This window comes from Pseudomonas sp. KSR10, assembly GCF_022355455.1.
Classification (GTDB): Bacteria; Pseudomonadota; Gammaproteobacteria; order Pseudomonadales; family Pseudomonadaceae; genus Stutzerimonas; species Stutzerimonas stutzeri_E.
Genome location: NZ_JAKOEN010000019.1, coordinates 627090 through 651431 on the forward strand (window position 1 = coordinate 627090; position 24342 = coordinate 651431).

A 24342-nucleotide genomic window follows, 5' to 3' on the forward strand; every position below is an offset into this window, starting at 1 on the left:
TCATTCGTCGTCGAACTGATAACTGCCAGGTGCCAGGTTCTCGAAGCGCGAGTACTTGCCGAGGAATGCCAGGCGTGTCGTGCCGATTGGACCGTTCCGCTGTTTGCCGATGATGATTTCGGCGACGCCCTTGTACTCGGTTTCCGGATGATAGACCTCATCCCGATAGACGAACATGATGATGTCGGCGTCCTGCTCGATGGCTCCGGATTCACGGAGGTCGGAGTTGACCGGACGCTTGTTGGGTCGCTGCTCAAGCGAGCGGTTGAGCTGCGACAGCGCGATCACCGGGCAATTGAACTCCTTCGCCAGACCTTTCAGCGAGCGAGAAATCTCGGAAATCTCGTTGGTCCGGTTATCGCCGCTGGAACCAGGGATCTGCATCAGCTGCAGGTAGTCGACCATGATCATGCCGATCTCCCCGTGCTCGCGTGCCAGACGCCGCGTTCGGGCGCGCATTTCCGACGGGCTGATGCCGGCGGTATCGTCGATGAACAACTTGCGGTCGTTGAGCAGGTTGACCGCCGAGGTCAACCGCGGCCAGTCGTCGTCGCTGAGTTTGCCGGTCCGCACCTTGGTCTGGTCGATACGGCCCAGCGAGGCCAGCATACGAATCACGATGGAATCGGCTGGCATTTCCAGCGAAAACACCAGAATCGCCTTATCGGAACGCAGCACGGCGTTTTCCACCAGGTTCATCGCGAAGGTCGTCTTACCCATCGAGGGGCGACCAGCAACGATGATCAGGTCAGCTGCTTGCAAGCCACTGGTGGCCTCGTCCAGGTCGGTGAAGCCGGTCGATAGGCCGGTAATCGCCTCACCGGCATTGAACAGCGAGTCGATCCGGTCGATCGCCTTGACCAGGATGTCGTTGATGCCCATCGGCCCACCCGTCTTGGGGCGCGCTTCGGCGATCTGAAAGATCAGTCGCTCGGCTTCGTCGAGGATCTCTTCACCGGTACGGCCCTGCGGCGCATAGGCGCTGTCGGCGATCTCGTTGCTGATGCCGATCAGTTGGCGCAGCGTTGCGCGTTCGCGGATGATCTGCGCGTACGCCTTGATGTTCGCCACGGACGGGGTGTTTTTCGCCAGCTCACCGAGATAGGCGAGCCCGCCCACCTGAGGCAGATGACCTTCCTTGTCCAGCTGTTCGGACAGCGTTACCACATCGAATGGCGAGTTGCGCTCGGCCAGGGTGAAAATGGCGCGAAAGATGAGCCGATGGTCATGGCGATAGAAATCGCCATCGGAGACCTGGTCGAGCACACGCTCCCAGGCATTATTGTCCAGCATCAGGCCGCCAAGAACGGCCTGTTCGGCCTCGATGGAATGCGGCGGCACCTTGAGTGCGGCGGTTTCCAGATCGTACTGTTGGGGGACGCTGATGTCGTTCATGGCACTCGGTATTCTCGGAGCCTGTCATCGTCTCAGTGCGGCTCGACGAAACGGCAACAGACTTCTTATGTTCAGAAAAGACAAAGGGCACGTTCCACTCGCGTGGAAACGTGCCCGATGTTACGCGTCAGGCACCAGGGGTGCCAGACGCAGGCCGGTCTCAGCCAGCAACCACGATCAGCTTCACGGTCGCTTCGACGTCGGTGTGCAGATGCACGGCTACGTCGTACTCACCAACCTGACGGATGGTGCCGTTTGGCAAGCGGATTTCGCTCTTGGCCACTTCAACGCCAGAAGCGGTCAGCGCATCGGCGATGTCGTGAGTACCGATGGACCCGAACAGCTTGCCCTCATCGCCCGCGGTAGCGGTGATGGTGACTTCCAACTCGGACAGCTGAGCAGCGCGAGTTTCGGCAGAGGCCTTACGCTCGGCAGCCGCTTTTTCCAGCTCGGCACGACGAGCTTCGAACTCGGCGATGTTAGCCGCGGTAGCGGCAGTAGCCTTGCGCTGCGGCAGCAGGTAGTTGCGACCGTAACCAGACTTGACGTTTACCTTGTCGCCCAGGTTGCCCAGGTTTGCGACTTTTTCCAGCAGGATGACTTCCATTTGAGTCTTACCTCTTTAACTTAACCTTCACCGTTCGCAGGTCCCGCATCGTCATCACGAGATGCCCGACCGCGAAAATCAAACAAGCTGTCGACAATGGCCAAGATGGCCAGTAACGGATAAATCAATTGCATGAACAGCACCAGCGTGACGTAAAGCCCCACCAGCCAGAACCGTGACATCCGGCTCTTCGCCACCAGCCCGTGCACCAGCGCAATACCGGCAAACACCAGCGGAACACTGCACAGCGGGGCCAGCATCGCCATCTGCACACCGAGACTCGGTCCAAGCAACATGCCCGCGAGGAGCACCATTGCCGGCGCTGGCGAAAAACGCAGCGTCCGAAACTCGAGACCGAAGCCACCTGGGTTGTACAGCAGCGCCTGCCAATACCGTCCCAGCATCAAACTGAGCAGCGTAGTGATCTGCAGCAGCGCCGCCAACAAGCCGGTTAGAACCGGTGTCAGCAAAGCCCCCAAACGCGCCTGCTCTTCCACCGAAAGTTGCTGATAGGCGTCCGACAGCATGTCGGGCAACATTTTCTGCAACTCGGCAGCGAGCGCCGCGATCGGCTCGCCAAAAACCACTCCAAGCGCCCAGGCATACAACAACCCGAGCCCTACGCTACACAGCATCACACGGGGCCAGGAGCGCTGGTTGCGCAACAGCAGCGCTAACCCGAACGATCCCAGCAATACCAGCAACGTGCGCGGATCGCCGAAGTACCACCAGACCAGTGCGGGCAATACAGCCCAGACCAATACGCCCAGCGCGTCATTCAGCCCGCGGCGCAACAACACCAGGCTTCCTGCAGCAGCACACAGCCAGAACAACATCGGCAGCGCCGCAGAGCCAGCCACTACAACAATCGCCTGCATGCGGCCGCGCATGATGAAGTCAGCCAGGGCGCGCATGCGATTTATCCTTTACGTCTGCCGAACAGTTCGATCAACGGCCGTGGCTGTCGGTGTAGGGTAGCAGGGCCAGGAAGCGGGCGCGCTTGATAGCGGTAGCCAGCTGGCGCTGATAGCGTGCTTTGGTTCCGGTGATACGGCTAGGAACGATCTTGCCGGTTTCGGAAATGTAGGCCTTCAGCGTGTTGAGATCCTTGTAGTCGATCTCTTTCACGTTTTCTGCAGTGAAACGGCAGAACTTACGACGACGGAAAAAACGTGCCATGAAATAGGCTCCTCAATAGGTCCGTGGATTACTCGTCAGCGTTGTTGTCGCTGCTGTCGCTGTCACTGTCGTTATCGTTGACAGAGTCAGATTCAGGGCGATCACGACGCTCACGGCGCTCGCTACGGTTTTCCTCGGCCTTCAGCATCTCGGACTGTTCAGTCTCGGCTTCATCGCGACGAATGACCAGGTTACGGATGACGGCGTCGTTGTAGCGGAAGTTGTCTTCCAGCTCAGCCAGTGCCTTGCCGCTGCACTCAACGTTCAGCATCACGTAATGAGCCTTGTGCACGTTGTTGATGGCGTAAGCCAGCTGACGACGACCCCAGTCTTCCAGCCGATGGATCTTGCCACCGTCCTCTTCGATCAGCTTGGTGTAACGCTCCACCATGCCGCCAACCTGCTCGCTCTGGTCGGGGTGGACCAGAAAGATGATTTCGTAATGACGCATTGTTGCTCCTTACGGGTTGCAGCCTGCCGCACAACACGGGTCAGGCAAGGAGTGAATGAGTATGTTGTCTTGCCTGCCAGAGAGGCGCGCAAACACCTGCCATCCGGGCAAGGGGCGCAATTCTAGAGAAGCCCGGCCCACCACGCAAGGCGCTTTGGTGATTATTTAACCAGCCCTCCTCAGCCGTGCCCCGCGGCGGACCGCTCGGCCCGAATGCTTTCGAGCAAGGTCCTGACCTGATGAATGTCGTAAGGCTTGAGCATGGTGCGCAGATCTTCCAGACCTTCGTCTCGGGCATTGATGGCATAACCGGAAGCGATGACCACGCTCAGCGCCGCATCCTGCGACTTGGCCTGACGCACCAGCTCAATGCCACTCATACCCGCCAGCCCGACATCCGTCAGGAGAACATCGAAACGACGCTGCCCCAGCATCTCCAGTGCAGCCTCCGCCGACTCGCAGAGGCTGACTTCGTGTCCGAGCTCCTCGATCACTTCGCCGGTCAACATCCGCAACGTCGGATCGTCTTCTACGAAGAGAATACTCAAGCCATCGGACGCCTTCGGCGTCACCTCGACCGCACTGACACTTGTCGCGATCGCTGGCTCCGGATTGCCGGCAATCGACGGCCCGGGAGTCTCTTGTGCACCCTCAGCAGCGGTGGCCGGCAGATAAACCCGGACGGACGTGCCACGGCCTTCTTCGCTCTCCAACACGACGAAGCCACCGCTCTGTCTGACAAAGCCATAAACCATGCTCAAGCCGAGACCAGAACCATTGGCATCCTTGCGGGTCGTGAAAAACGGCTCGAATGCTCGCTCCAGGACCTCCGGACGCATCCCTTCACCCTCGTCGATGACGCTTAGCTCCACGTAGGGACCCGCAGCGGCATCCGGTTGCGCCGCCAACTGCTCAGTGTTCAGCGAGCGGTTGCACAGACGCACATGCAACGCACCGCCATCTGCCATCGCGTCGCGCGAATTGACCGCAAGGTTGAGAATCGCGGCCTGCAGGTTGCCCACGTCGACAAAAACCGGCCACAGATCCGGCTGGACGTCGACATTCACCCGGACAGCCCGCCCCAACGCGCCGTCCAGCAACTCGCTCATCTGCCCCAGCAGATCCCCCAGATCGACCGACTGCGGCTGAAGCGGTTGCCGGCTGGCGAACGCAAGCAACTGTGATGCCAGTCGTGCACCTTTTTCCACGCCACCGACCGCCGACTCCAGACGTCGCTGCGCGGTCTCGTCGGCACCCAGGTTACGGCGCAGCAATTGGAGGTTGCCACCAATGATCTGCAGCATGTTATTGAAGTCGTGGGCAATGCCACCGGTCAGCTTACCCACCGCCTCGAGCTTCTGCGATTGGATCAGCGCAGCCTCCGCCACTCGCCGCTCGGATTCGCTATGCATCAGCTCGCGCGTCCGGTCGCGAACCAGCTCCTCGAGATGTTCACGATGCTCCTGCAGTTCCCGCTGACTGCGCTGCTGCTCGGTCACGTCGCTGCCCTGGACAAAAATGCCCGAGACCTGCCCATCACGCTCGATGATCGGCTGGAAGACGAAATCGACGAATACCTCTTCAGGTGCCGTGTCGGGTTGGCGCTGTAGCAGCGCCCGCATACTTCTGCCGATGAAGGGCTCGCCGGACCGATAAACCTGATCCAGCAGATCGATGAACGCCTGCCCTCGGAGCTCGGGCAAGGCATCGACCACCCTTTTCCCAATGAGCTCGCGGTGACCTGTCAGCTGTTGATAAGCCTCGTTGACCAACTCGAACACGTGCCCCGGACCGCGCAGAAAACAGACGAAACCCGGCGCCTGAGCGAACAACTGGCGCAGCTGTGTGCCTTCAGCCTGTATCGATTTGGCGCGCGACATGATTGCGGCCTCGATCTGCTGCAAGGGCTGGCCTCTTAGTTCAGTCGAACGCAGCGATGCCTTCAGCGACTGCAACTCAGTGATATCCACGGTGTGCTGCAGAATAGCGCTCACTTCGCCCTGTTCATCGAACAGCGGTGTATGAGTCGCGCTCCAGTAACGGTCCTCGTAGGACGCCCCGCGATCGGAGCTCACCGCGATCGAGTAGCGGATGACCGGCAGCGTATCCAGAGCCTTGTTGCGCAGCACCCGGGCAAAGGAGTCCAGTAGTTGTTCGACGTGAGTGGTTTCAGGCGCCTGCGGATCAGCGGCGAACGCGTCGTCTATGCGCCGCCCGACGATGTCTTCGAGCGTCCGCGCCGTAAGCCTCAGGTATGCCTCGTTGGCATCCAGGATGACGAGCTCCCGATCAAGCAGCAGATAGGCGTTCGGAGAAGACCTGAACAATGCCTCGAAAGGCGGGCGTTGCGGCATACAACCTCCATGATGCGAGCCTGTCGCCGGCCGCGATCAAACGCTGGTGCCCGTGACCCAGGCCCCAACCAAACATTAACTCAGAGACCGCCAGTCAGCCTCAGAACAGGTAATTGACCGCACAAGGAACAATCCGTTTCGAGAGGAGCGGCTTTCAAGAGCGGATCGGCGCAGGAAGGGCGCCGTCACTGGTCCTCAGCGAGTCGCCGAACGACGCTGGCGCAGCGCTTCGAACAAGCAGACGCCAGTGGCGACAGAGACATTGAGGCTACTGACGCTCCCAGCCATTGGCAGCCGGACCAGGAAATCACAGTGTTCACGGGTCAGGCGCCGCATGCCCTTTCCTTCGGCACCCATCACCAGAACGATGGGGCCACTGAGATCCTGATCGTAGACTTCCTGCTCGGCTTCGCCGGCCGTACCCACGACCCACAAGCCGCGCTGCTGCAGTTTCTCCAGCGTTCGGGCGAGGTTGGTGACTGCAACCAGTGGAATAACCTCCGCCGCTCCGCAGGCAACTTTGCGCACCGTGGCGTTCAAGGTGGCGGACTTGTCCTTGGGAACGATTACAGCCAGCGCACCGGCCGCATCGGCCGTCCGCAGGCAGGCCCCCAGATTGTGGGGATCGGTGACACCATCGAGCACGAGCAGCAGCGGCGCGCGCTCCGTCCGATCCAGCAACTCTTCAAGCATCGCATCGCCCCACACCTGACTGGGGCTGACGTCGGCGATCACCCCCTGGTGCACACCTTCGACCCAGGCATCCATCTCGCGACGCTCGCATTGACCGACACGCACCTTGAACTGTGCGGCCAATTGGACTAACGCCTGCACTCGCGGATCGTCACGCCCCTCAGCCAGCCAGATCTGCTTGACCCGCTTCGGATGATGACGCAGCAAGGCCTCTACGGCATGCAGGCCGTAGATTTTTTCCAGATCGCTCATGACTTGGCCTTACGCTTGCGCGGTGCGCCGCCATCCGGCTTGGAGGAGGGCTTGCCCGACGTCTTGGGCTTCGCTGAACTGCGCTTGGGCTTGCTCTTCGCCGTACCACTCTTGGCATCTGACAATAATGCCTTCTTCACTTCGCGACTTTTGCGTACATCGGCACTGACCGGCTCACGCCCTTTCGAAGTTTCGGCGCTTTTTTTGCTGCGAGTATCTTTACGGGCGCCGCGGTTATCCGCCGAGCCGGATTCGCGACTCCCGGTCTTGCTGCCACCACTGATCAACTCGAAGTCGATCTTGCGCTCGTCTAGATCGACGCGCATTACCCGCACCTCGACGCTATCGCCGAGACGGAAGCTTCGGCCACTGCGCTCACCGGAGAGACGATGGTGCAGCGGATCGAAGTGATAGTAATCGCCAGGCATGGCAGTTACGTGCACCAGGCCTTCGACATAGATATCGGTCAACTCGACGAACAGGCCGAACCCGGTTACCGCCGTGATCACACCAGGAAAGCTTTCGCCAACCCGATCCTTCATGAACTCGCACTTGAGCCAGTTCACCACGTCACGAGTTGCCTCGTCGGCGCGGCGCTCGGTCATCGAGCACTGCTCACCCAACTGTTCCAGCGCCGCCTCGTCGTACGGATAGATGCGGGCCTTGGGCATGCTGGTCGCCCCCTCGCGCCGCACATGTGAGGTGTCGCGGCGTGACCGAATCACACTGCGGATCGCGCGATGGATCAGCAGATCCGGATAGCGGCGGATCGGCGAAGTGAAATGCGCATAGGCGTCGTAGTTCAGACCGAAATGACCATTGTTGTCCGGACTGTAGACAGCCTGGCTGAGCGACCGCAGCATCACCGTCTGGATCACATGGAAATCGGGACGCCCCTGAATGCGCTCCAACAACGCCTGATAGTCTTTGGGCGTCGGCCCTTCCTTACCCTTGTGCAAGCTCAGTCCCAGTTCACCTAGGAAGGCCCGTAGTTTCTCCTGGCGCTCCAGTGGCGGGCCATCATGAACGCGATATAAGCCTGGAATATCGTGATCCTGAAGGAAGCGTGCTGTGGCCACGTTGGCGCATAGCATGCATTCCTCGATCAGCTTGTGAGCATCGTTGCGTTCGGTAGGTTTGATCGCCGCAATCTTACGTTCGGCACCGAACACGATCCGCGTTTCCTGGGTTTCGAAGTCGATCGCACCGCGTGTGTGACGCGCCTTGAGCAATACCTTGTACAGCGCATACAGTTGCTTGAGGTGCGGCAGTACTTCGCCGTACTCACCGATCAGACGCTTGCCCTCCGCCGAAGTCGGCTGTTCCAGCATGCTGCTGACCTTGTTGTAGGTCAGTCGGGCGTGGGAGTGGATGACCGCTTCGTAAAACTGATAGTCGGTCATCTTCCCCGATTTGCTCAGGGTGATTTCGCAGACCATGGCCAACCGATCGACGTGAGGATTCAGCGAGCAGAGCCCGTTGGACAGCTCTTCGGGCAGCATCGGCACCACCCGCTCGGGGAAGTACACAGAGGTGCCACGCACTTCGGCTTCCTGATCGAGCGCGGAGCCCACCTTCACATAGTGCGACACGTCGGCGATGGCGACATACAGGCGGAACCCACCGGAAAACAGTTTCCAGCCGCTGAGTTTTTCGCAGTAGACGGCGTCGTCGAAGTCACGCGCATCCTCGCCGTCAATGGTGACGAACGGCAGGTGGCGCAGGTCCACGCGTTTCTGCTTGTCCTTTTCCTCGACTTCCGGTTTGAGTTTGGCCGCTTCGCGCTTTACGGCGTCCGGCCAGATATGCGGAATGTCGAAGCTACGCAAGGCGACGTCGATTTCCATGCCCGGCGCCATGTAGTTGCCGATCACTTCGACCACATCGCCCTGCGGCTGGAAGCGCTGAGTTGGCCAATGCGTGATCTTGATTTCGACGAACTGACCCGGCTTGGCTTCCATGGAGCGGCCAGGCGTCACCAGAACTTCCTGCTGAATCTTGGGGTTATCAGCCATGACGAAGCCGATGCCGCTCTCTTCCTGATAACGACCTACGATCGTCTCGTGAGCACGGCTGATGACCTCGACGATGGCGCCTTCGCGGCGGCCACGACGATCGAGCCCGGCAACTCGCGCCAGGCAGCGATCGCCATCGAAGACCAGACGCATCTGCGCTGGACTCAGAAACAGATCATCACTGCCATCGTCGGGAATCAAAAAACCGAAGCCGTCACGATGACCGCTGACGCGGCCACAAACCAGGTCCAGCTTATCCACCGGGGCATAGGTGCCACGCCGGGTATAGATCAGCTGCCCGTCTCGCTCCATCGCACGCAAACGGCGGCGTAGAGCCTCGATATCATCTTCGGAGGATAATCCGAACTCTTCCACCAGTTCCTCACGCGCCGCTGGCGAGCCGCGCTCACTCAGGTGCTGGAGAATCAGCTCGCGACTTGGAATGGGGTTTTCGTACTTTTCCGCTTCACGTGCGGCCTCGGGGTCGAGGGATTGCCAATCGGACATTAAGAGATGTCACCTTTCATTCATTTATAGAGGCAGAACGCCCTATATCTATTGAAGCGCGAAACGCATGCCGGCGGCACGTTTCGAGCGAATTATTTTTCCTGTGCGGGGCTTTACAAGGCATAACCTCGCCCGTATAGTTCGCGCCCACAATGTCTGGTAGACGTTGTAACACGGAAACGATGAAGTATCATCGTTTGCAGTGCCCAGGTGGCGGAATTGGTAGACGCACTAGGTTCAGGTCCTAGCGGTGGCAACACCGTGGAAGTTCGAGTCTTCTCCTGGGCACCATTTATTTGATGAAATTCTTGCGTTTCGCAAGCATCTCATAGACACGAGGCTGTCGACCTCGACCAGCAACCGACAAACAAAGTCGATGAGCAATTGTCGCAATGTGCCCAGGTGGCGGAATTGGTAGACGCACTAGGTTCAGGTCCTAGCGATGGCAACATCGTGGAAGTTCGAGTCTTCTCCTGGGCACCACTCTTCAGAAAAACCGAGCCACTGGCTCGGTTTTTTCGTTTCTGCCTGTCAATCGCTCAACCTTCCATAGCGAGCCTCAGGCCGGGCGCCAACCTAACGAAAAAGGCCGCCCGAAGGCGGCCTCCTCTGCTGTAGTCGATCAGGCGTATGGGTGGCGCAGCACAATCGTCTCGTTACGATCCGGACCGGTCGAAATGATATCGATCGGCGCCTCGACCAGCTCTTCTATACGTTTGATATAAGCACGAGCATTGGCCGGCAGCTCTTCCAGCGACTTCAAGCCAACCGTGGATTCAGACCAGCCCGGCAGCTCTTCATAGACTGGCTGCAGGCCTTGGTAGCTATCCGCATCAGTCGGCGCATCCACCAGCAGTTCACCGTTGCGATCCTTGTATGCGACGCAGATCCGAATGGTTTCCAACCCATCGAGCACATCTAGCTTGGTCAAGCAGATGCCCGACACACTGTTGATCTCGATGGCACGACGCAGAATCACCGCGTCAAACCAGCCGCAACGCCGTGCACGCCCGGTTGTAGAGCCGAACTCGTGACCACGCTCCGCCAGACGCGCTCCCACGTCATCGAACAGCTCAGTCGGAAACGGACCGGAGCCGACACGGGTCGTGTAGGCCTTGGTAATGCCGAGCACGTAGTCCAGGTACAGCGGACCGAAGCCAGAGCCTGTCGAGGCTCCACCGGCCGTGGTGCTGGAGCTGGTCACGTACGGATAGGTACCGTGGTCGATGTCGAGCAACGAACCCTGGGCGCCCTCGAACATGATACGCGCGCCCTGCTTGCGCAGCTCATGCAGACGAGCCGACACGTCGGTCATCATCGGCTTGAGTATTTCGGCGTAGCCCAGTGCCTCATCCAGCGTCTTCTGGAAATCGACGGGCTCGACCTTGTAGAAGTTCTGCAGGATGAAGTTGTGATATTCGAGCAGCTCACGCAGCTTCACTGCAAAGCGCTCGGGGTTGAATAGATCACCGATACGCAACCCGCGACGAGCCACCTTGTCCTCGTACGCAGGACCGATGCCACGGCCCGTGGTGCCGATCTTGCCTTCGGAACGCGAGGCTTCGCGCGCCTGATCCAGCGCCACGTGATACGGCAGGATCAGCGTACAGGCAGGACTGATACGCAGACGCTCACGCACCGGTACGCCCTTTTCTTCCAGCTTGGTAATCTCACGCATCAACGCATCCGGCGCGACGACCACACCGTTGCCGATCAGACATTGAACGTTTTCACGCAAGATGCCCGAAGGAATAAGATGCAAAACGGTTTTTTCACCATCGATGACCAGGGTATGACCGGCATTGTGGCCGCCCTGGAAACGAACCACGGCTGCTGCCTGGTCGGTCAGCAGATCGACGATCTTGCCCTTGCCCTCATCACCCCACTGGGTGCCCAGGACCACGACATTCTTACCCATAAACCTTGTCCTCTTGGCGAAGCATGCCGGTTACGACCGGCGAAAAAATCTGGAAACCTGCCTGGCGCATTTGCGCAGCCCACATCAGCGAGCCAGCGGCGTTATCGTCCAGGAACCTTCTTGCAACAGTAGCTGCCGGTCGCAACCAACGCTTATGGCCGCGTCACCCTGCTGACCATCGAGGGCCTGCACCACGCGCTCACCCTGCTCGCGCAGACGGCAGATTGTCTGCCATAACGCAGGGTCGGCGCTGTGGGGTGCCCATATACCCACGACGGGAGTCATGAGCTCGGCGTTACCTAGACTGACCAAGGTCTTCAAATCCGTCGAAAAGCCAGTCGCAGGACGTGCCCGCCCGAAGTCCGCGCCAATATCATCATAACGACCGCCCTGAGCGATCGACTGTCCGACACCCGGTACGAACACCGCAAACACCACTCCGGTGTGATAGTGATAGCCCCGAAGCTCACCCAGATCGAAATACAGCGGGAGAGCCGGATACCGCAACGCAAGCTGGTCGGCGATCTGAACGAGACCCTCGAGCGCTTCGCGCACCACGGCTGGCGCACCAGCCAGAGCAGCACGCGCAGCATCCAATGTCTCACGCCCGCCACAGAGTCGCGCAAGCGCGCGCAGCATGCTCGCGAGCGCCGGCTCTACATCGGCCGTCAGCGCCGCGATCTCGTCCATCGCCTTGCGCTGTAGCGCATCGAACAGGCGCTGCTCGACATCCCCAGACAAGCCCGCCGCACGCGCCAGCCCGCGATAGATGCCTACGTGCCCCAGGTCCATATGCACATCAGGCACATCGGCGAGCCCAAGGGTTTCCAGCATCAAGCTGATCACCTCGAGATCACTGGAGGTGCTGCTGTCACCGTAAAGCTCGGCGCCCAGCTGGATCGGGCTACGGGAAGTAGCGAGCGCTTGCGGCTTGGCGTGCAGCACGCTGCCGGCGTAGCACAGGCGGCTGGGACCTTCGCGGCGCAAAGTGTGCGCATCCACACGCGCCACCTGCGGTGTGATGTCGGCGCGCAAACCCATTTGTCGGCCCGACAACGGATCGATGACCTTGAACGTCTTGAGATCAAGATCCTGCCCCGCGCCGGTAAGCAGTGACTCGAGAAACTCCACATGTGGAGTGATGACCAACTCGTAGCCCCAGCGCTGGAACAGATCCAGCACGCGACGTCGCGCGGTTTCGATACGCGCCGCCTCGGGCGGCAGCACCTCTTCGATGCCATCTGGCAGGAGCCAGCGGTCTACCGTTGCCATTTCGCCAATCACCTCTCGATACGGCAAGCCTAGTCAAGCAGACGAACACCGGGGCTACAGCCTGAGCCGCCCATCGGTCGCGTGCGATTGTGTTCGAACCATGGCGACAGCGCCACGCCCCGCAAGGGGATTAGCATGGCTAACCATGCAAGGGTCCGTCTGCCTTCCACTGGGGCGCAGACGCAAAAAAGCCGGGTTCTCCCCGGCTCGCGGATCATAACAATGTTTCGCCAACGGGTCACCCGGTGGACGATATCGTCCTACCGGGGACCTCAGGATCACTGGGCCGTCGAGGATTCCAGGTAGCGGAAAAAATCACTCTGTGGATCCAGTACCAGCACGTCTTCCTTGTTGGCGAAGCTTTCGCGATAGGCCTGCAGACTGCGATGGAAGGAGTAGAACTCCCGATCCTGGCCATACGCCGCGGCATAAATGGCTGCCGCCTGCGCATCACCATCACCGCGCAGCTCCTCGGCCTCGCGGAACGCCTCGGCCAGCAGAACGCGACGCTGACGATCAGCATCAGCGCGAATGCCTTCAGCCAGCTCCTTACCTTTGGCCCGATGCTCGCGCGCTTCACGCTCACGCTCGGAGCTCATGCGCTCGAACACGCTGCGATTCACTTCGCGAGGAAGATCGATGCCCTTGACGCGAACATCCACCACTTCGATACCAAGCTCTTGCTGAGCCGCACGATTCAAGCTGTTGGTCACCAGACTCATCAGCTCATCGCGCTGCCCCGACACCGACTCGTGCAGGGTTCGCTTACCGAACTGGTCTCGCAACGCAGCCTCTAGTCGCCGCGCCAGTCGCTCATCGGCGATCTGCTTCATACCGGACGTTGCGGTATAGAAGCGCTCGGCATCATCCACACGCCACTTGGCGTAGGAGTCGACCATCAACGCTTTCTTTTCCAGCGTCAGGAAGCGCGCCGTACTGGTATCGAGCGTCATCAGGCGCGCGTCGAACTTGCGCACGCTGTTCACGTACGGGATCTTCAAGTGCAGCCCTGGCTTAACATCGGGCTCGACGATACGACCGAAGCGCAACATCACCGCACGCTCAGTTTGGGAGACGATGTAAAAGCTGTTCCACAGCACGATCGCCAGCACCACACCCACAATCAGGGCGGTCAGGGATTTATTGCTCATTAGCGGACCTCCCTTGTACGCACTTCACGCGGATCCAGCTCCGGAGGCAGTCGTGTGGTTTGAGTCGAAGCGCCCGAAGAGGATGTCGCAGCAGAACGCTCGGAAGAAGCGCCACGGCTGTTGATCATCTTATCCAGCGGCAGATAGAGCAGATTGTTCTGGCCCTTCTCACCAGTTACGAGAACCTTGCTGGTATTGCTCATGAGCTCTTGCATGGTTTCCAAGTAGAGGCGTTCACGCGTGACGTCCGGGGCCTTGCGGTATTCGGCAACCAGTTTGGAGAAGCGATCCGCCTCACCCTGAGCACGTGAGATCACCGCATCGCGGTAGCCACTGGCCTCTTCCAGCATGCGCTGAGCCTGGCCGCGCGCTTCAGGGATGACGCCGTTGGCATAGGACTCGGCCTGATTCTTCTCGCGCTGCTCGTCTTCACGCGCACGGATCACATCATCGAATGCTTCCTGCACTTCACGCGGTGCCGCCGCGCTTTGGAGGTTGACCTGCGTGACGATGATGCCGGTGCCGTAGTTATCGAGGAAGCGCTGCAGGCGTTCCTTCACCTCACCCGCCATGGCCTCACGACCCTCGGTCAGCACCTGATCCATGGCCGTCGAGCCCACCACGTGGCGCACGGCACTGTCGGTCGCGTGCTGCAAAGAGGCCTCCGGATCTTCAACGTTGAGCACAAAGGCCTGCAGGTCGCTGATCTTGTACTGCACGGTCAGTGGCACTTCGATGATGTTCTCATCTTCGGTGAGCATCTGCCCCTGCTTGCTGTAGGAGCGCTCACGGGTGACATTGGCCTGGAACTTACGATCGAACGGCGGGAAATAGATGTTCAAACCCGGCCCTACGGTTTCGTGATACTTACCGAAGCGCAATACCACAGCTTGCTCCTGCTCATCGACGATATAGATCGCGTTGAACAGCCAGACGGCGAGCAGCAGCACCAGACCGACCCAGACCAGCCCGAACCCGCCACGCCGCCCGGCACCGCCACCTGAGGAACCGCCGCTACGCTTCTTGCCACCGAACATGCCATTGAGGCTGTCCTGTAATTTACGGAAAGCTTCATCCAGGTCCGGCGGACCTTTCTGATCGCCACCGCCGCGACGACCACCGCCACCGCTACCCCAGGGATCCTGGTTGTTCGAGTTGCCACCCGGCTCATTCCAAGCCATAGCGCTCTCCATTCAAATAAAGCTAAAGACGCGCCAAACGGCACGCCCGCCAATGCTACCGAAAGCCCGGAACGAACGGCTCAAAAGCCCCCCGAGCTTTATTGCAAAGTGTGTTGTTCGAAGAACTGCTCCACCTCGAGGCCTGCTCGGCTTATCAGGCGGTGCAGCTCGACTCGCTGTAGTCGTACGTCAAGCAGGCTGCCACCCTCGTCGTCATGGGACTCGGACTGCACCGCTCCCAAGTCGAACAATTGCGCTCGCAGCCGCCCAAGGTGCTGCGGAAGTCGAAGCGTGCCCACGAATAAATCATTGCCGAGCAATTCGGCGACGGCTTGCTTCAGCAGATCGAGGCCCAGCCCCTTCTGTGCCGACACCCAGACCCGCTGCGGCACACCGTCAGCGTTGCGTTGGATCTGCGGCTCGATACCTTCCAGCAGATCCACCTTGTTGTAGACCTCCAAAATCGGCAGCTCATTTGCGCCGATCTCGGTCAGCACCGCCAGCACCTGCTCGATCTGCTGATCGCGCTCGGGCTCATGCGCATCGATGACATGCAGCAGCAGATCAGCATTGCTCGACTCTTCGAGTGTGGCCCGGAAGGATTCGACCAGTTTGTGCGGCAGGTGGCGAATGAAGCCCACCGTATCGGCAAGCACTACCGGCCCCAGGTCGCCCAGCTCCAGACGACGCAAGGTCGGATCGAGCGTGGCGAACAACTGGTTGGCAGCGTAGACGTCGGATTCGGTCAACGCATTGAACAACGTAGACTTGCCGGCGTTGGTATAGCCCACCAGGGATATCAGCGGAATATCCGCACGGCGGCGCCCCCGGCGAGCCTGCTCACGCTGGCCACGTACCTTTTCCAGGCGCTGTTTGATCTGACGGATACGCACGCGCAACAGGCGACGGTCTGTTTCCAACTGGGTCTCGCCCGGGCCACGCAGACCGATACCACCCTTCTGCCGTTCAAGGTGAGTCCAACCACGTACCAGGCGCGTGCTCATATGTTCCAGCTGAGCCAACTCGACCTGCAGCTTACCTTCGTGCGTCCGTGCACGCTGGGCAAAGATATCCAGAATCAAACCGGTTCGATCGAGCACGCGGCACTCGAGCGCACGTTCGAGATTGCGCTCCTGACTGGGTGTCAGAATGTGATTAAAGATGACCAACTCGACCTCGCCATCCTTGACGAGATCGTGCAACTCCTCGACCTTGCCGCTACCGATCAAAAACTTGGCGGAAGGTTGATGCCTGGCCACATTGACGAAACCGACAGTTTCGGCGCCCGCTGAGCGTGCCAGCTCCCGAAACTCCTGAGGGTCTTCACGCGCCGCTGGATCCTGACCATCCAGATGAACCAGGATAGCCCGCTCACCACCATCGGGACGTTCGAAGAACAATGAAGGCCCCCTTTAGTCGTTACCCGACTCTGACTGCTCCGCATCGCCGGCTGCAGGCAGGCGCACCGGACGGCCAGGAACGACGGTCGAGATAGCGTGCTTGTAGACCATCTGACTAACGGTGTTCTTCAAGAGGATAACGAATTGGTCGAATGACTCGATCTGACCCTGGAGCTTGATGCCATTGACCAGGTAGATGGAAACCGGAACGCGTTCCTTACGCAAAGTGTTCAGGTAAGGGTCTTGTAGCGAATGCCCTTTTGACATGTGCCGCACTCCTTAAAGGATCTTTTCATTAATTTTTAGAATCAAACACGGCCGATCAGTGATTTGAGAATAGCCGGTCGAATTGCAGTGTCAGCTCAATATGGTGAGCGTCTTCAAGTATTTCAATGCTCGCGGCAGATTGTCGCAGGCCGAACTTTCCAACCAGTGAACCCCCTCCCACCCCCGCAACCAAGTCAATTGACGCTTAGCCAGTTGCCGGGTGGCGATGACGCCGCGCTGAACCATTTCCTCTCGCGAATAGGCACCGTCCAGATAACTCCAGACCTGACGATAGCCTACGGCGCGCATGGAAGGCAGTTCGGGATGCAGATCGCCACGCCTACGAAGGGTTTCGACCTCCTCGACAAAGCCCTGTTCAACCATCGCCACGAAGCGTTGTTCGATACGCTCGTGCAAGACCTGTCGCTGCGCGGGCGCAACGGACAACTGCGCGACAGTATAAGGCAAGACGCAGCCGTCTGGCGTGCCTGCTCCAGCTTTTTGCAACCTTTGTCGGGCACGGTGCTCACTCATGTTGATACCGCTGACTCGGTAGACCTCAAGCGCCCTGATCAGACGCTGAGGGTCGTTGGGATGAATCCGCGCCGCAGACTCCGGGTCGACTTCTGCCAACTGCCGATGAAGCGCCGCCAGCCCCTCGGCCTCCGCCTGCGCTTCCAGCTCGGCGCGCACCGATGCGTCGGCAGCGGGCATATCGGCGAGGCCTTCGCTCAACGCCTTGAAATACAGCATGGTGCCGCCAACCAGCAGCGGGATACGCCCTGCCGCGGTACTTTCCGCCATCGCGGCCAGTGCGTCACCGACAAAATCGGCCGCCGAGTAGCTCTGCGCCGGATCACGAATGTCGATCAACCGGTGGGGAAACGCCTGCAGCAGCTCTGTCGAGGGCTTGGCGGTGCCGATATCCATGCCCCTATATACCAGCGCCGAATCCACACTGATCAGATCACAGGGCAACTGTCTAGCAAGCTCCATTGCGAGATCGGTCTTGCCTGCGGCAGTGGGACCCATGAGGAAAATGGCGGGAGGCAGTTGGGACATCGAGAGCTCGAGAGGAAGGTGATTTGGCTACGCAACGCGCAACCGATGTAACCGCGAGGCTGGCGAATAGAACTTACCGCCCCCTGAGGAACAGCTTGTCCAGCTCACTCATACCCATCTGGGTCCAAGTCGGGCGACCATGATTGCACTGACCGCTGCGCTCGGTCTGCTCCATATCGCGCAACAGACCATTCATCTCCGGCAGGGTAAGGCGCCGGTTGGCTCGAACCGCCCCGTGGCAGGCCATGGTGCCCAGCAACTCGTTGAGATGCGCCTGAATGCGGTCACTGGTGCCGTATTCCAGCAGATCAGCGAGCACATCCTGAACCAGTCGCGTCGCTTCGGCTTGCTTGAGCAACGAAGGGATCTGGCGAATCGCCAGGCTTTCCGGCCCCAGTCGCTGCAGCTCGAAACCGAGCATCTTAAACCAGTGAGCGTGCTCCTCGGCACAGTCAGCCTCTCGCTGGGCAACTGCGATCGACTCGGGCACCAATAATGGTTGCCCTCGCAAACCCTCACTGGCCATCGCGGTTTTCAGCCGCTCATACATGATCCGCTCGTGAGCGGCGTGCATATCCACCAGCACCAGCCCCTGCGCATTCTCCGCCAGAATGTAGATGCCCTTGAGCTGGGCCAGCGCATAGCCCAACGGCGGAATATCGTGCTGACTCTCCGGCAACGCCGCCGGACCGACTTCGGCCAGTGGCGAAAAGAACTCCCGATAGGCGCCCTGAGCTTCGGCAACATTCCCCACCGGCATTGGCCGGGGTGACTGATAGCCGGCACCGGCCCCTCGCCAAGCTGGCTGTTCGCCCTGCGGCTGCTCGAGCACGCTGGCGGCGAGACTCATTTCGTTCTGCCCGGCGAATTCCCCGGCGGCCAGACCGCTGACCTGGGCGACCGGCGCAGCGCTGGTCGGCGCAGCGAGCTGATCTTCCGGACGCACATCACCGAGCGCGCGGTGCAAAGTGCCGTACAGGAAGTCGTGCACCATGCGGTTATCGCGGAAACGCACCTCGTGTTTAGTCGGGTGGACATTGACATCCACCACTGCCGGATCGACATCGAGAAACAGCACGAAGGTTGGATGACGACCATTGAACAACACGTCGCGGTACGCCTGCCGCACGGCATGGGCGACCAGCTTGTCACGGACCATGCGTCCGTTGACGTAGAAATACTGCAGATCCGCCTGGCTGCGCGAAAATGTCGGCAAACCGACCCAGCCCCAAAGATGCAAGCCGTTGCGCTCGATTTCCACGGGCAGCGCCTGCTCGAGAAAGGCTGGACCGCACACCGACGCCACACGCCGTGCCCGCGATGCGGCATCGCAGGCCTGATGCAGCGCAAGCACCACCTTGCCGTTGTGGCGCAAATGGAAGGCCACGTCGAAGCGCGCCAAAGCCAGTCGCTTGATCACTTCCTGCAAATGGTCGAACTCGGTCTTCTCGGTGCGCAGGAACTTGCGGCGGGCCGGCGTATTGAAGAACAGGTCGCGCACTTCGACGGACGTACCAACCGGATGCGCCGCTGGCTGGACACGAGCTTCCATGTCGCGACCTTCGGTTTCGACCTGCCAGGCCTCGGCGGCGTCAGCGGTACGAGACGTGAGCGTCAAACGCGACACCGAACTGATCGACGCCAGCGCCTCGCCCCGGAAGCCCAGGCTCATCACCCGCTCCAAGTCTTCAAGATCGCGAATCTTGCTGGTCGCATGCCGGGCCAGCGCCAGCGGCAAGTCGTCGGCGGGAATCCCACAGCCATCGTCACGCACGCGAAGCAATTTCACCCCGCCTTGTTCGACATCCACCTCGATACGTGAGGCGCCCGAATCGAGGCTGTTTTCCAGCAGTTCCTTGATAACCGAAGCGGGTCGCTCAACCACTTCCCCCGCCGCAATCTGATTCGCCAGCCGCGGATTGAGCAACTGGATACGCGCCGCCTCGGTCATGGCTGGGCCGCCAGGGTGGTGGCTGGAATCGTCAGAGTCTGACCGATTTTGATCACGTCGCTCTTCAGGCTGTTGGCACTGCGCAGCGCCGACAGGCTGATCTGATAGCGCTCGGCAAGCAGCGCCAGGCTTTCACCGGAGCGAACCACGTGTTCGCGAGGCGCACTGGCGATCTTGCCTGAGTCCCGCATCCAGGCGATGTAGGTTCCGGGGGGCGGGTTTTCCTGGAAGAACTGCCGCACACCACTGCGAATCGAGCGTGCCAGCGATTGTTGATGGGCGGAGGTTTGCAGTTTGCGCGCTTCGGACGGGTTGGAGATGAAGCCGGTTTCCACCAGGATTGAAGGAATGTCCGGAGATTTCAGCACCATGAATCCAGCCTGCTCCACTCGGCTTTTGTGCAACGGCGTGATACGTCCCATATTGCTCAAGACCTTTTGCCCAATGTTGAGGCTGGATGAGAGCGAGGCCGTCATCGATAGATCCAGCAGCACGCCAGCGAGCATCTGATCCTTGTCTCCCAAGCTGACATTACCGGCGCCGCCAATCAGATCCGAACGGTTTTCGCTGTCAGCTAGCCAACGTGCGGTTTCCGAGGTAGCGCCTCGATCCGACAGGGCGAACACCGAGGCACCATAGGCGGACGAACGAGGCGCCGCATCGGCGTGTATCGAGACGAACAGATCGGCGCCCTTCTTGCGGGCAATCTCGGTGCGTTTGCGCAGCGGAATGAAGTAGTCCCCCGTGCGTACCAGTTCGGCGCGGAAGCCCTTTTCGGCGTTGATCTGGCGTTGCAACTCCTTGGAAATCTGCAGCACCACGTTCTTCTCGTAGATCTTACCCGGGCCGATCGCCCCTGGATCCTCGCCGCCATGGCCGGCATCGATAGCGATCACGATGTCACGCTTGCTGCTTGGCAGCGACGGCAAACTGAGCGACGGCAAGGTTGGTGATACGGGCGCGGCGGGTGTGCTCGGCGTGGTCGTCGCCGGCACGTCTGCGGTTGCGGACGGGTCGGCGCCCTCATCGTACAGATCGACTACGAGCCGATGACCGTACTGCTGATTCGGGGTCAGGGTAAAACTCTTGGGCGTCACCTGAGCAGAGAGGTCGATAACCACCCGCAACGTATCGGCATCGTACTTGGCCGCACGCAGCCCGGAGATGGGCGTTTTTTCCAGTGGCAACTGCTCGAACGGCTTGGGCAGATTACCGCCATCGACGTCGATCACAATGCGATCCGGCGCCGTCAGGGTGAACACGCTGTGCTTTACCGGACCGGAGAGATCGAATACCAGACGCGTATTATCCGGCGCCCGCCACAAACGCACGCTCTGCACGTCGGAAGCAGCCAGGGCCTGCACGGCCGCGAGCATCAATGCCAAACCACTTACCAGCGCGCGCATGCGCATACCCAACCCCATGTTATTCATTGATTACCGATGGTCAGGACAGAACACCAGCCAACTCCACGTTCGCCTCGCGGCGTCAGACGCAGCGAGCGGCCAGCGCCTTGGGGCGTAATGGTAATGTCCAGGTCGGCCTTTGGCAAAATGCCGGCGCCACGTTCTGGCCACTCTACCAGGCACAATGCGTCCCCTTCGAAATAGTCGCGAATGCCCAGAAACTCCAGTTCTTCCGGATCGACGAGCCGGTACAGGTCGAAGTGAAAGACGCGTGCGGCCGGCGTTTCGTAAGGTTCGACCAAGGTAAAGGTCGGGCTTTTGACCTTGCCCTCATGTCCGAAACCGCGAATCAGCCCGCGCGACAACGTCGTCTTGCCTGCGCCGAGATCACCATGCAGATAGATCACGCCCCGACCATCGGTCGCCCGGGCGATGGTCGCACCCAGCGCCAGCATCTCCGCTTCGTCGGCTGCAAATAGCGTCACATCCGGCATGGCGATTGTTCCTCGAGCAGCTGGCGAATGGCTGGGATCATATCGACGGCGGCCAATCCACGGCCTTGCTCGCCGGCGCGCTCACCGGCCACGGCATGCAGCCACACGGCCAGACAGGCTGCATCGAACGGCCTAAGGCCTTGCGCCAGTAGGGCGCCCGCGACGCCCGCCAGAACGTCGCCCAGCCCCGCACTGGCCATGGCCGGATGGCCGCGATCACATAGCGCCAAACGTCCATCAGGTCCTGCGATCAGCGTACCTGCGCCTTTGAGCAGTACGCTACAACTGTAGCGCTTTGCCAGTGCTTGGGTTGCCGCGGGACGATCGGCCTGGACCTGTGCGACCGTCATGCCCAACAACCGTGCGGCCTCGCCTGGGTGCGGCGTCAGCAGGCAATCACTCGGCAACTCGACCGCGCCGGTCGCCAGCAGGTTCAGCGCATCGGCGTCCCACACTTGAGGCATGCGGCACTGCGGAGCCAGCGACAGCAAACTGCGCCCCCACGGCGCTTGCCCCAGGCCTGGCCCGATGACCAGCACATCGGCGCGTCCGGTCAGCCCCGTCAGCGCATAGGTGGATTCGACACCACTGCACATGATCTCCGGGCGCCGCACCAGCGAGGCGGTGACATGCTCCGGCCGCGTTGCCAGGGTCACCATGCCGGCCCCGCAGCGCAGTGCCGCTTCGGCTGTCAGCAAGGCAGCACCGCCCGTGCCAAGGTCACCGCCAATGACCAGTACCTGACCGAAGCTCCCTTTATGAGCGGTCGGGGAACGGGGCGCGAGCTTGGGCAGGACCGCTTCGGACAAACGCACGGCGGCGTACGCACTCTGCTCGACCACCTGCGCGTCGCCTTGTAGGTCATCGAAGACCAGCGCGCCGATCCGATCCGGCCCCTCTCCAGTGAACAGCCCGAGCTTGAGCCCGATGAATGTCACAGTCAGCTCGGCACGCACCACCTCGCCGAGCAGGCGCCCGGTGTCGGCACACAGCCCCGATGGCAAATCGACTGCAAGGATCGCTAGCTCACTTTCGTTCATGGCGCGAATGGCGCTGGCGTACGGTTCGCGCACCTCGCCGGTAATCCCTGTGCCGAGCAGCGCATCGACCAGCACACCGCGCAGCTCGGCGCCAGACGACCAGGGGGTCACCCGCACGCCGGCTGCCTGTGCTTCATTGAAGGCGCTGGCAGCATCGCCCTGCAGCTGGAGGGGATCACCCACTGCGATGACCTGAACCTCACGACCGGCGCGCTGCGCCAGCGCTGCGATCAGGTACCCGTCTCCAGCGTTATTGCCGCGCCCAGCCAGCACGGTGATTTCGGCGCTATCCGGCCAACGCCAGCGCAAGGCACGCCAGGCTGCGTGGGCGGCGCGCTGCATCAGTTCGAAACCGGGCGTCCCGGCGGCGATCAGCCGAGCGTCGAGTTCGCGTACCTGCGCGACCGAGTAAAGACGGTTGGGGAGTGTATCGGTGGTCTGGGACATGAATCACCCGAGCGAATATCTGGCAGAATTATACGCATGCGCCTGCCTGGCCGCCCGCAGCGCGTCGACGGCGGACAACAATGGATGTCACCACCTCAGAGCGCACAGCGCGGCAGCTGTAACAGCCACCGCACCGAAACGAACATCAGTTGCCCATCACACGCCGTAACGCCCGACAACCGAAGCCATGTCCAGCACCACTCTCGACCCCGTCGCACTTGCCGACTCCATCAAGGAGTGGGGACGCGAGCTCGGCTTTCAGCAGGTTGGCATCACCGGTGTCGACCTGGGCGAGCATGAAGCGCACCTGGAGCGCTGGCTGGCAGCCGGCTACCACGGCGAGATGGATTATATGGCTGCCCACGGCAGCAAACGTTCCCACCCGGAGCAGCTGGTGCCGGGCACGCTGCGAGTCGTGTCGTTACGCATGGATTACCTGCCGGGCGACACGCGCATGGCCGCGCAACTGGCGCATCCCGAGAAGGCCTACGTCTCGCGTTACGCATTAGGGCGCGACTACCACAAGCTGATCCGCAAGCGCCTGCAGCAGCTGGCCGAGCGCATTCAGCAAGTCATAGGTCCCTTCGGCTTCCGCGCCTTCGTCGACAGCGCGCCAGTGCTGGAAAAAGCCGTGGCGCAGCAGGCCGGCCTCGGCTGGATCGGCAAGAACACCCTGGTGCTCAACCGCAAGGCTGGAAGCTGGTTCTTCCTCGGCGAACTCTTCGTAGACATCGATTTGCCGGTTGACGAGCCCAGTGCGCGCGACCACTGCGGCAGCTGCCACGCCTGCTTGGACATTTGCCCGACCGAGGCCTTCGTCGGGGAACGTATGCTGGACGCGCGACGCTGCATTTCCTACCTCACCATCGAGCTGAAAGGCCCGATACCGGTCGAGCTGCGGCCGAAGATCGGCAACCGGGTGTTCGGCTGCGACGACTGCCAGATCGTCTGCCCCTGGAATCGCTTCGCCAAACCAACTGAGCAGACCGACTTCCAGCCCCGCCACAGCCTCGACAATGCCGAACTGGCGGCGCTGTTTCGCTGGACCGAAGCGGAATTTCTCAGCCGTACCGAAGGCTCGCCGCTGCGGCGGACGGGTTACCAGAACTGGTTGCGCAATCTGGCCGTCGGGTTGGGCAACGCCCCCTCGAGCATTCCCGTGCTTGAAGCGCTGCAGGCTCGCCGCGAGGACCCATCTGAACTGGTGCGCGAACACGTCGAGTGGGCACTGGCGCAACACGGAGCCCGCCAGCACAGCTGATCAGATCATGTCTCAGAACTTGAAGATATATCGGTTTGC

The 24342-nt window shown here is 60.6% G+C and carries 20 protein-coding genes and 2 tRNA genes; 3 read left to right on the forward strand and 19 right to left on the reverse strand.

Annotated elements, in window-relative coordinates; genetic code table 11:
* From dnaB to rnr, 8 genes are all read right to left on the reverse strand, one after another.
* Window positions 1-1395 (reverse strand): replicative DNA helicase, encoded by a 1395-nt coding sequence (gene dnaB, locus MCB86_RS11825; RefSeq protein ID WP_045160754.1) that lies wholly within the window; start codon window positions 1393-1395, stop codon window positions 1-3.
* A 160-nt stretch (window positions 1396-1555) separates the two neighbouring features.
* Window positions 1556-2002 carry a 50S ribosomal protein L9 gene (rplI, locus tag MCB86_RS11830; RefSeq protein WP_045160753.1) on the reverse strand — a complete coding sequence of 149 codons (447 nt, stop codon included), beginning with the start codon at window positions 2000-2002 and terminating at the stop codon, window positions 1556-1558.
* Window positions 2003-2022: 20 nt separating this feature from the next.
* Complete coding sequence (locus MCB86_RS11835) at window positions 2023-2916, reverse strand: hypothetical protein (protein WP_239611071.1); 894 nt, start codon at window positions 2914-2916, stop codon at window positions 2023-2025.
* Window positions 2917-2950: 34 nt separating this feature from the next.
* Window positions 2951-3181 (reverse strand): 30S ribosomal protein S18, encoded by a 231-nt coding sequence (rpsR, locus tag MCB86_RS11840; protein WP_019340128.1) that lies wholly within the window; start codon window positions 3179-3181, stop codon window positions 2951-2953.
* 28 nt (window positions 3182-3209) lie between these two features.
* The gene (rpsF, locus tag MCB86_RS11845) at window positions 3210-3632 is read right to left on the reverse strand and encodes a 30S ribosomal protein S6 (RefSeq protein WP_045160751.1); all 423 of its coding nucleotides are present in this window, start codon (window positions 3630-3632) and stop codon (window positions 3210-3212) included.
* A gap of 179 nt (window positions 3633-3811) precedes the next feature.
* Window positions 3812-5986, reverse strand: coding sequence for a PAS domain-containing protein (locus tag MCB86_RS11850; protein ID WP_045160750.1), 2175 nt, complete (start codon window positions 5984-5986; stop codon window positions 3812-3814).
* Window positions 5987-6181: 195 nt separating this feature from the next.
* The gene (gene rlmB, locus MCB86_RS11855) at window positions 6182-6931 is read right to left on the reverse strand and encodes a 23S rRNA (guanosine(2251)-2'-O)-methyltransferase RlmB (RefSeq protein WP_045160749.1); all 750 of its coding nucleotides are present in this window, start codon (window positions 6929-6931) and stop codon (window positions 6182-6184) included.
* The gene (gene rnr / locus MCB86_RS11860; protein ID WP_045160748.1) at window positions 6928-9453 is read right to left on the reverse strand and encodes a ribonuclease R; all 2526 of its coding nucleotides are present in this window, start codon (window positions 9451-9453) and stop codon (window positions 6928-6930) included. Before rnr ends, rlmB begins: the two co-directional genes overlap by 4 nt.
* A gap of 204 nt (window positions 9454-9657) precedes the next feature.
* On the opposite strand from rnr, the gene MCB86_RS11865 reads away from it, so the two are divergent.
* Together MCB86_RS11865 and MCB86_RS11870 are read left to right on the forward strand one after the other, a co-directional pair.
* Window positions 9658-9744: transfer RNA gene (locus MCB86_RS11865), tRNA-Leu, on the forward strand.
* 105 nt (window positions 9745-9849) lie between these two features.
* Window positions 9850-9936: transfer RNA gene (locus MCB86_RS11870), tRNA-Leu, on the forward strand.
* Window positions 9937-10075: 139 nt separating this feature from the next.
* Here the strand turns inward: MCB86_RS11870 and MCB86_RS11875 are convergent.
* The 11 genes from MCB86_RS11875 to MCB86_RS11925 form a co-directional block, all read right to left on the reverse strand.
* Window positions 10076-11371: an adenylosuccinate synthase gene (locus MCB86_RS11875; RefSeq protein ID WP_239611072.1), complete on the reverse strand. Its 1296-nt coding sequence runs from the start codon at window positions 11369-11371 to the stop codon at window positions 10076-10078.
* Window positions 11372-11455: 84 nt separating this feature from the next.
* Window positions 11456-12643, reverse strand: a complete 1188-nt coding sequence (locus MCB86_RS11880; protein WP_239611073.1) for an ATP phosphoribosyltransferase regulatory subunit — start codon at window positions 12641-12643, stop codon at window positions 11456-11458.
* A gap of 278 nt (window positions 12644-12921) precedes the next feature.
* The gene (gene hflC / locus MCB86_RS11885; RefSeq protein ID WP_045160745.1) at window positions 12922-13794 is read right to left on the reverse strand and encodes a protease modulator HflC; all 873 of its coding nucleotides are present in this window, start codon (window positions 13792-13794) and stop codon (window positions 12922-12924) included.
* Window positions 13794-14975 carry an FtsH protease activity modulator HflK gene (hflK, locus tag MCB86_RS11890; protein ID WP_045160744.1) on the reverse strand — a complete coding sequence of 394 codons (1182 nt, stop codon included), beginning with the start codon at window positions 14973-14975 and terminating at the stop codon, window positions 13794-13796. Before hflK ends, hflC begins: the two co-directional genes overlap by 1 nt.
* A gap of 98 nt (window positions 14976-15073) precedes the next feature.
* Window positions 15074-16375, reverse strand: coding sequence for a ribosome rescue GTPase HflX (gene hflX / locus MCB86_RS11895; protein WP_239611074.1), 1302 nt, complete (start codon window positions 16373-16375; stop codon window positions 15074-15076).
* 12 nt (window positions 16376-16387) lie between these two features.
* The gene (gene hfq / locus MCB86_RS11900; protein WP_021206763.1) at window positions 16388-16642 is read right to left on the reverse strand and encodes an RNA chaperone Hfq; all 255 of its coding nucleotides are present in this window, start codon (window positions 16640-16642) and stop codon (window positions 16388-16390) included.
* Window positions 16643-16732: 90 nt separating this feature from the next.
* Window positions 16733-17704: a tRNA (adenosine(37)-N6)-dimethylallyltransferase MiaA gene (gene miaA, locus MCB86_RS11905; RefSeq protein WP_045160741.1), complete on the reverse strand. Its 972-nt coding sequence runs from the start codon at window positions 17702-17704 to the stop codon at window positions 16733-16735.
* A 73-nt stretch (window positions 17705-17777) separates the two neighbouring features.
* Complete coding sequence (gene mutL / locus MCB86_RS11910) at window positions 17778-19655, reverse strand: DNA mismatch repair endonuclease MutL (protein ID WP_239611075.1); 1878 nt, start codon at window positions 19653-19655, stop codon at window positions 17778-17780.
* Entirely contained in the window at window positions 19652-21079 is a 1428-nt protein-coding gene (locus MCB86_RS11915; protein WP_230623571.1) for an N-acetylmuramoyl-L-alanine amidase, read from the reverse strand. Before MCB86_RS11915 ends, mutL begins: the two co-directional genes overlap by 4 nt.
* A gap of 5 nt (window positions 21080-21084) precedes the next feature.
* Window positions 21085-21555: a tRNA (adenosine(37)-N6)-threonylcarbamoyltransferase complex ATPase subunit type 1 TsaE gene (gene tsaE, locus MCB86_RS11920; protein WP_045160739.1), complete on the reverse strand. Its 471-nt coding sequence runs from the start codon at window positions 21553-21555 to the stop codon at window positions 21085-21087.
* On the reverse strand, window positions 21543-23042 hold the full coding sequence (locus tag MCB86_RS11925; protein ID WP_239611076.1) for an NAD(P)H-hydrate dehydratase: 1500 nt from the start codon (window positions 23040-23042) through the stop codon (window positions 21543-21545). Before MCB86_RS11925 ends, tsaE begins: the two co-directional genes overlap by 13 nt.
* Window positions 23043-23229: 187 nt before the next feature.
* Here MCB86_RS11925 and queG point away from each other — a divergent pair, with 187 nt between their 5' ends.
* On the forward strand, window positions 23230-24303 hold the full coding sequence (gene queG, locus MCB86_RS11930; RefSeq protein ID WP_239611077.1) for a tRNA epoxyqueuosine(34) reductase QueG: 1074 nt from the start codon (window positions 23230-23232) through the stop codon (window positions 24301-24303).
* Window positions 24304-24342 lie beyond the last annotated feature (39 nt).

What these genes read in the sequence shown, in the direction of transcription:
- dnaB (WP_045160754.1), bottom strand. Translation starts at nt 1,395, where the DNA reads ATGAACGACATCAGCGTCCCCCAACAGTACGATCTGGAAACCGCCGCA.
- rplI (WP_045160753.1), bottom strand. Translation starts at nt 2,002, where the DNA reads ATGGAAGTCATCCTGCTGGAAAAAGTCGCAAACCTGGGCAACCTGGGC.
- MCB86_RS11835 (WP_239611071.1), bottom strand. Translation starts at nt 2,916, where the DNA reads ATGCGCGCCCTGGCTGACTTCATCATGCGCGGCCGCATGCAGGCGATT.
- rpsR (WP_019340128.1), bottom strand. Translation starts at nt 3,181, where the DNA reads ATGGCACGTTTTTTCCGTCGTCGTAAGTTCTGCCGTTTCACTGCAGAA.
- rpsF (WP_045160751.1), bottom strand. Translation starts at nt 3,632, where the DNA reads ATGCGTCATTACGAAATCATCTTTCTGGTCCACCCCGACCAGAGCGAG.
- MCB86_RS11850 (WP_045160750.1), bottom strand. Translation starts at nt 5,986, where the DNA reads ATGCCGCAACGCCCGCCTTTCGAGGCATTGTTCAGGTCTTCTCCGAAC.
- rlmB (WP_045160749.1), bottom strand. Translation starts at nt 6,931, where the DNA reads ATGAGCGATCTGGAAAAAATCTACGGCCTGCATGCCGTAGAGGCCTTG.
- rnr (WP_045160748.1), bottom strand. Translation starts at nt 9,453, where the DNA reads ATGTCCGATTGGCAATCCCTCGACCCCGAGGCCGCACGTGAAGCGGAA.
- MCB86_RS11875 (WP_239611072.1), bottom strand. Translation starts at nt 11,371, where the DNA reads ATGGGTAAGAATGTCGTGGTCCTGGGCACCCAGTGGGGTGATGAGGGC.
- MCB86_RS11880 (WP_239611073.1), bottom strand. Translation starts at nt 12,643, where the DNA reads ATGGCAACGGTAGACCGCTGGCTCCTGCCAGATGGCATCGAAGAGGTG.
- hflC (WP_045160745.1), bottom strand. Translation starts at nt 13,794, where the DNA reads ATGAGCAATAAATCCCTGACCGCCCTGATTGTGGGTGTGGTGCTGGCG.
- hflK (WP_045160744.1), bottom strand. Translation starts at nt 14,975, where the DNA reads ATGGCTTGGAATGAGCCGGGTGGCAACTCGAACAACCAGGATCCCTGG.
- hfq (WP_021206763.1), bottom strand. Translation starts at nt 16,642, where the DNA reads ATGTCAAAAGGGCATTCGCTACAAGACCCTTACCTGAACACTTTGCGT.
- miaA (WP_045160741.1), bottom strand. Translation starts at nt 17,704, where the DNA reads ATGTCCCAACTGCCTCCCGCCATTTTCCTCATGGGTCCCACTGCCGCA.
- mutL (WP_239611075.1), bottom strand. Translation starts at nt 19,655, where the DNA reads ATGACCGAGGCGGCGCGTATCCAGTTGCTCAATCCGCGGCTGGCGAAT.
- MCB86_RS11915 (WP_230623571.1), bottom strand. Translation starts at nt 21,079, where the DNA reads ATGGGGTTGGGTATGCGCATGCGCGCGCTGGTAAGTGGTTTGGCATTG.
- tsaE (WP_045160739.1), bottom strand. Translation starts at nt 21,555, where the DNA reads ATGCCGGATGTGACGCTATTTGCAGCCGACGAAGCGGAGATGCTGGCG.
- MCB86_RS11925 (WP_239611076.1), bottom strand. Translation starts at nt 23,042, where the DNA reads ATGTCCCAGACCACCGATACACTCCCCAACCGTCTTTACTCGGTCGCG.
- queG (WP_239611077.1), top strand. Translation starts at nt 23,230, where the DNA reads ATGTCCAGCACCACTCTCGACCCCGTCGCACTTGCCGACTCCATCAAG.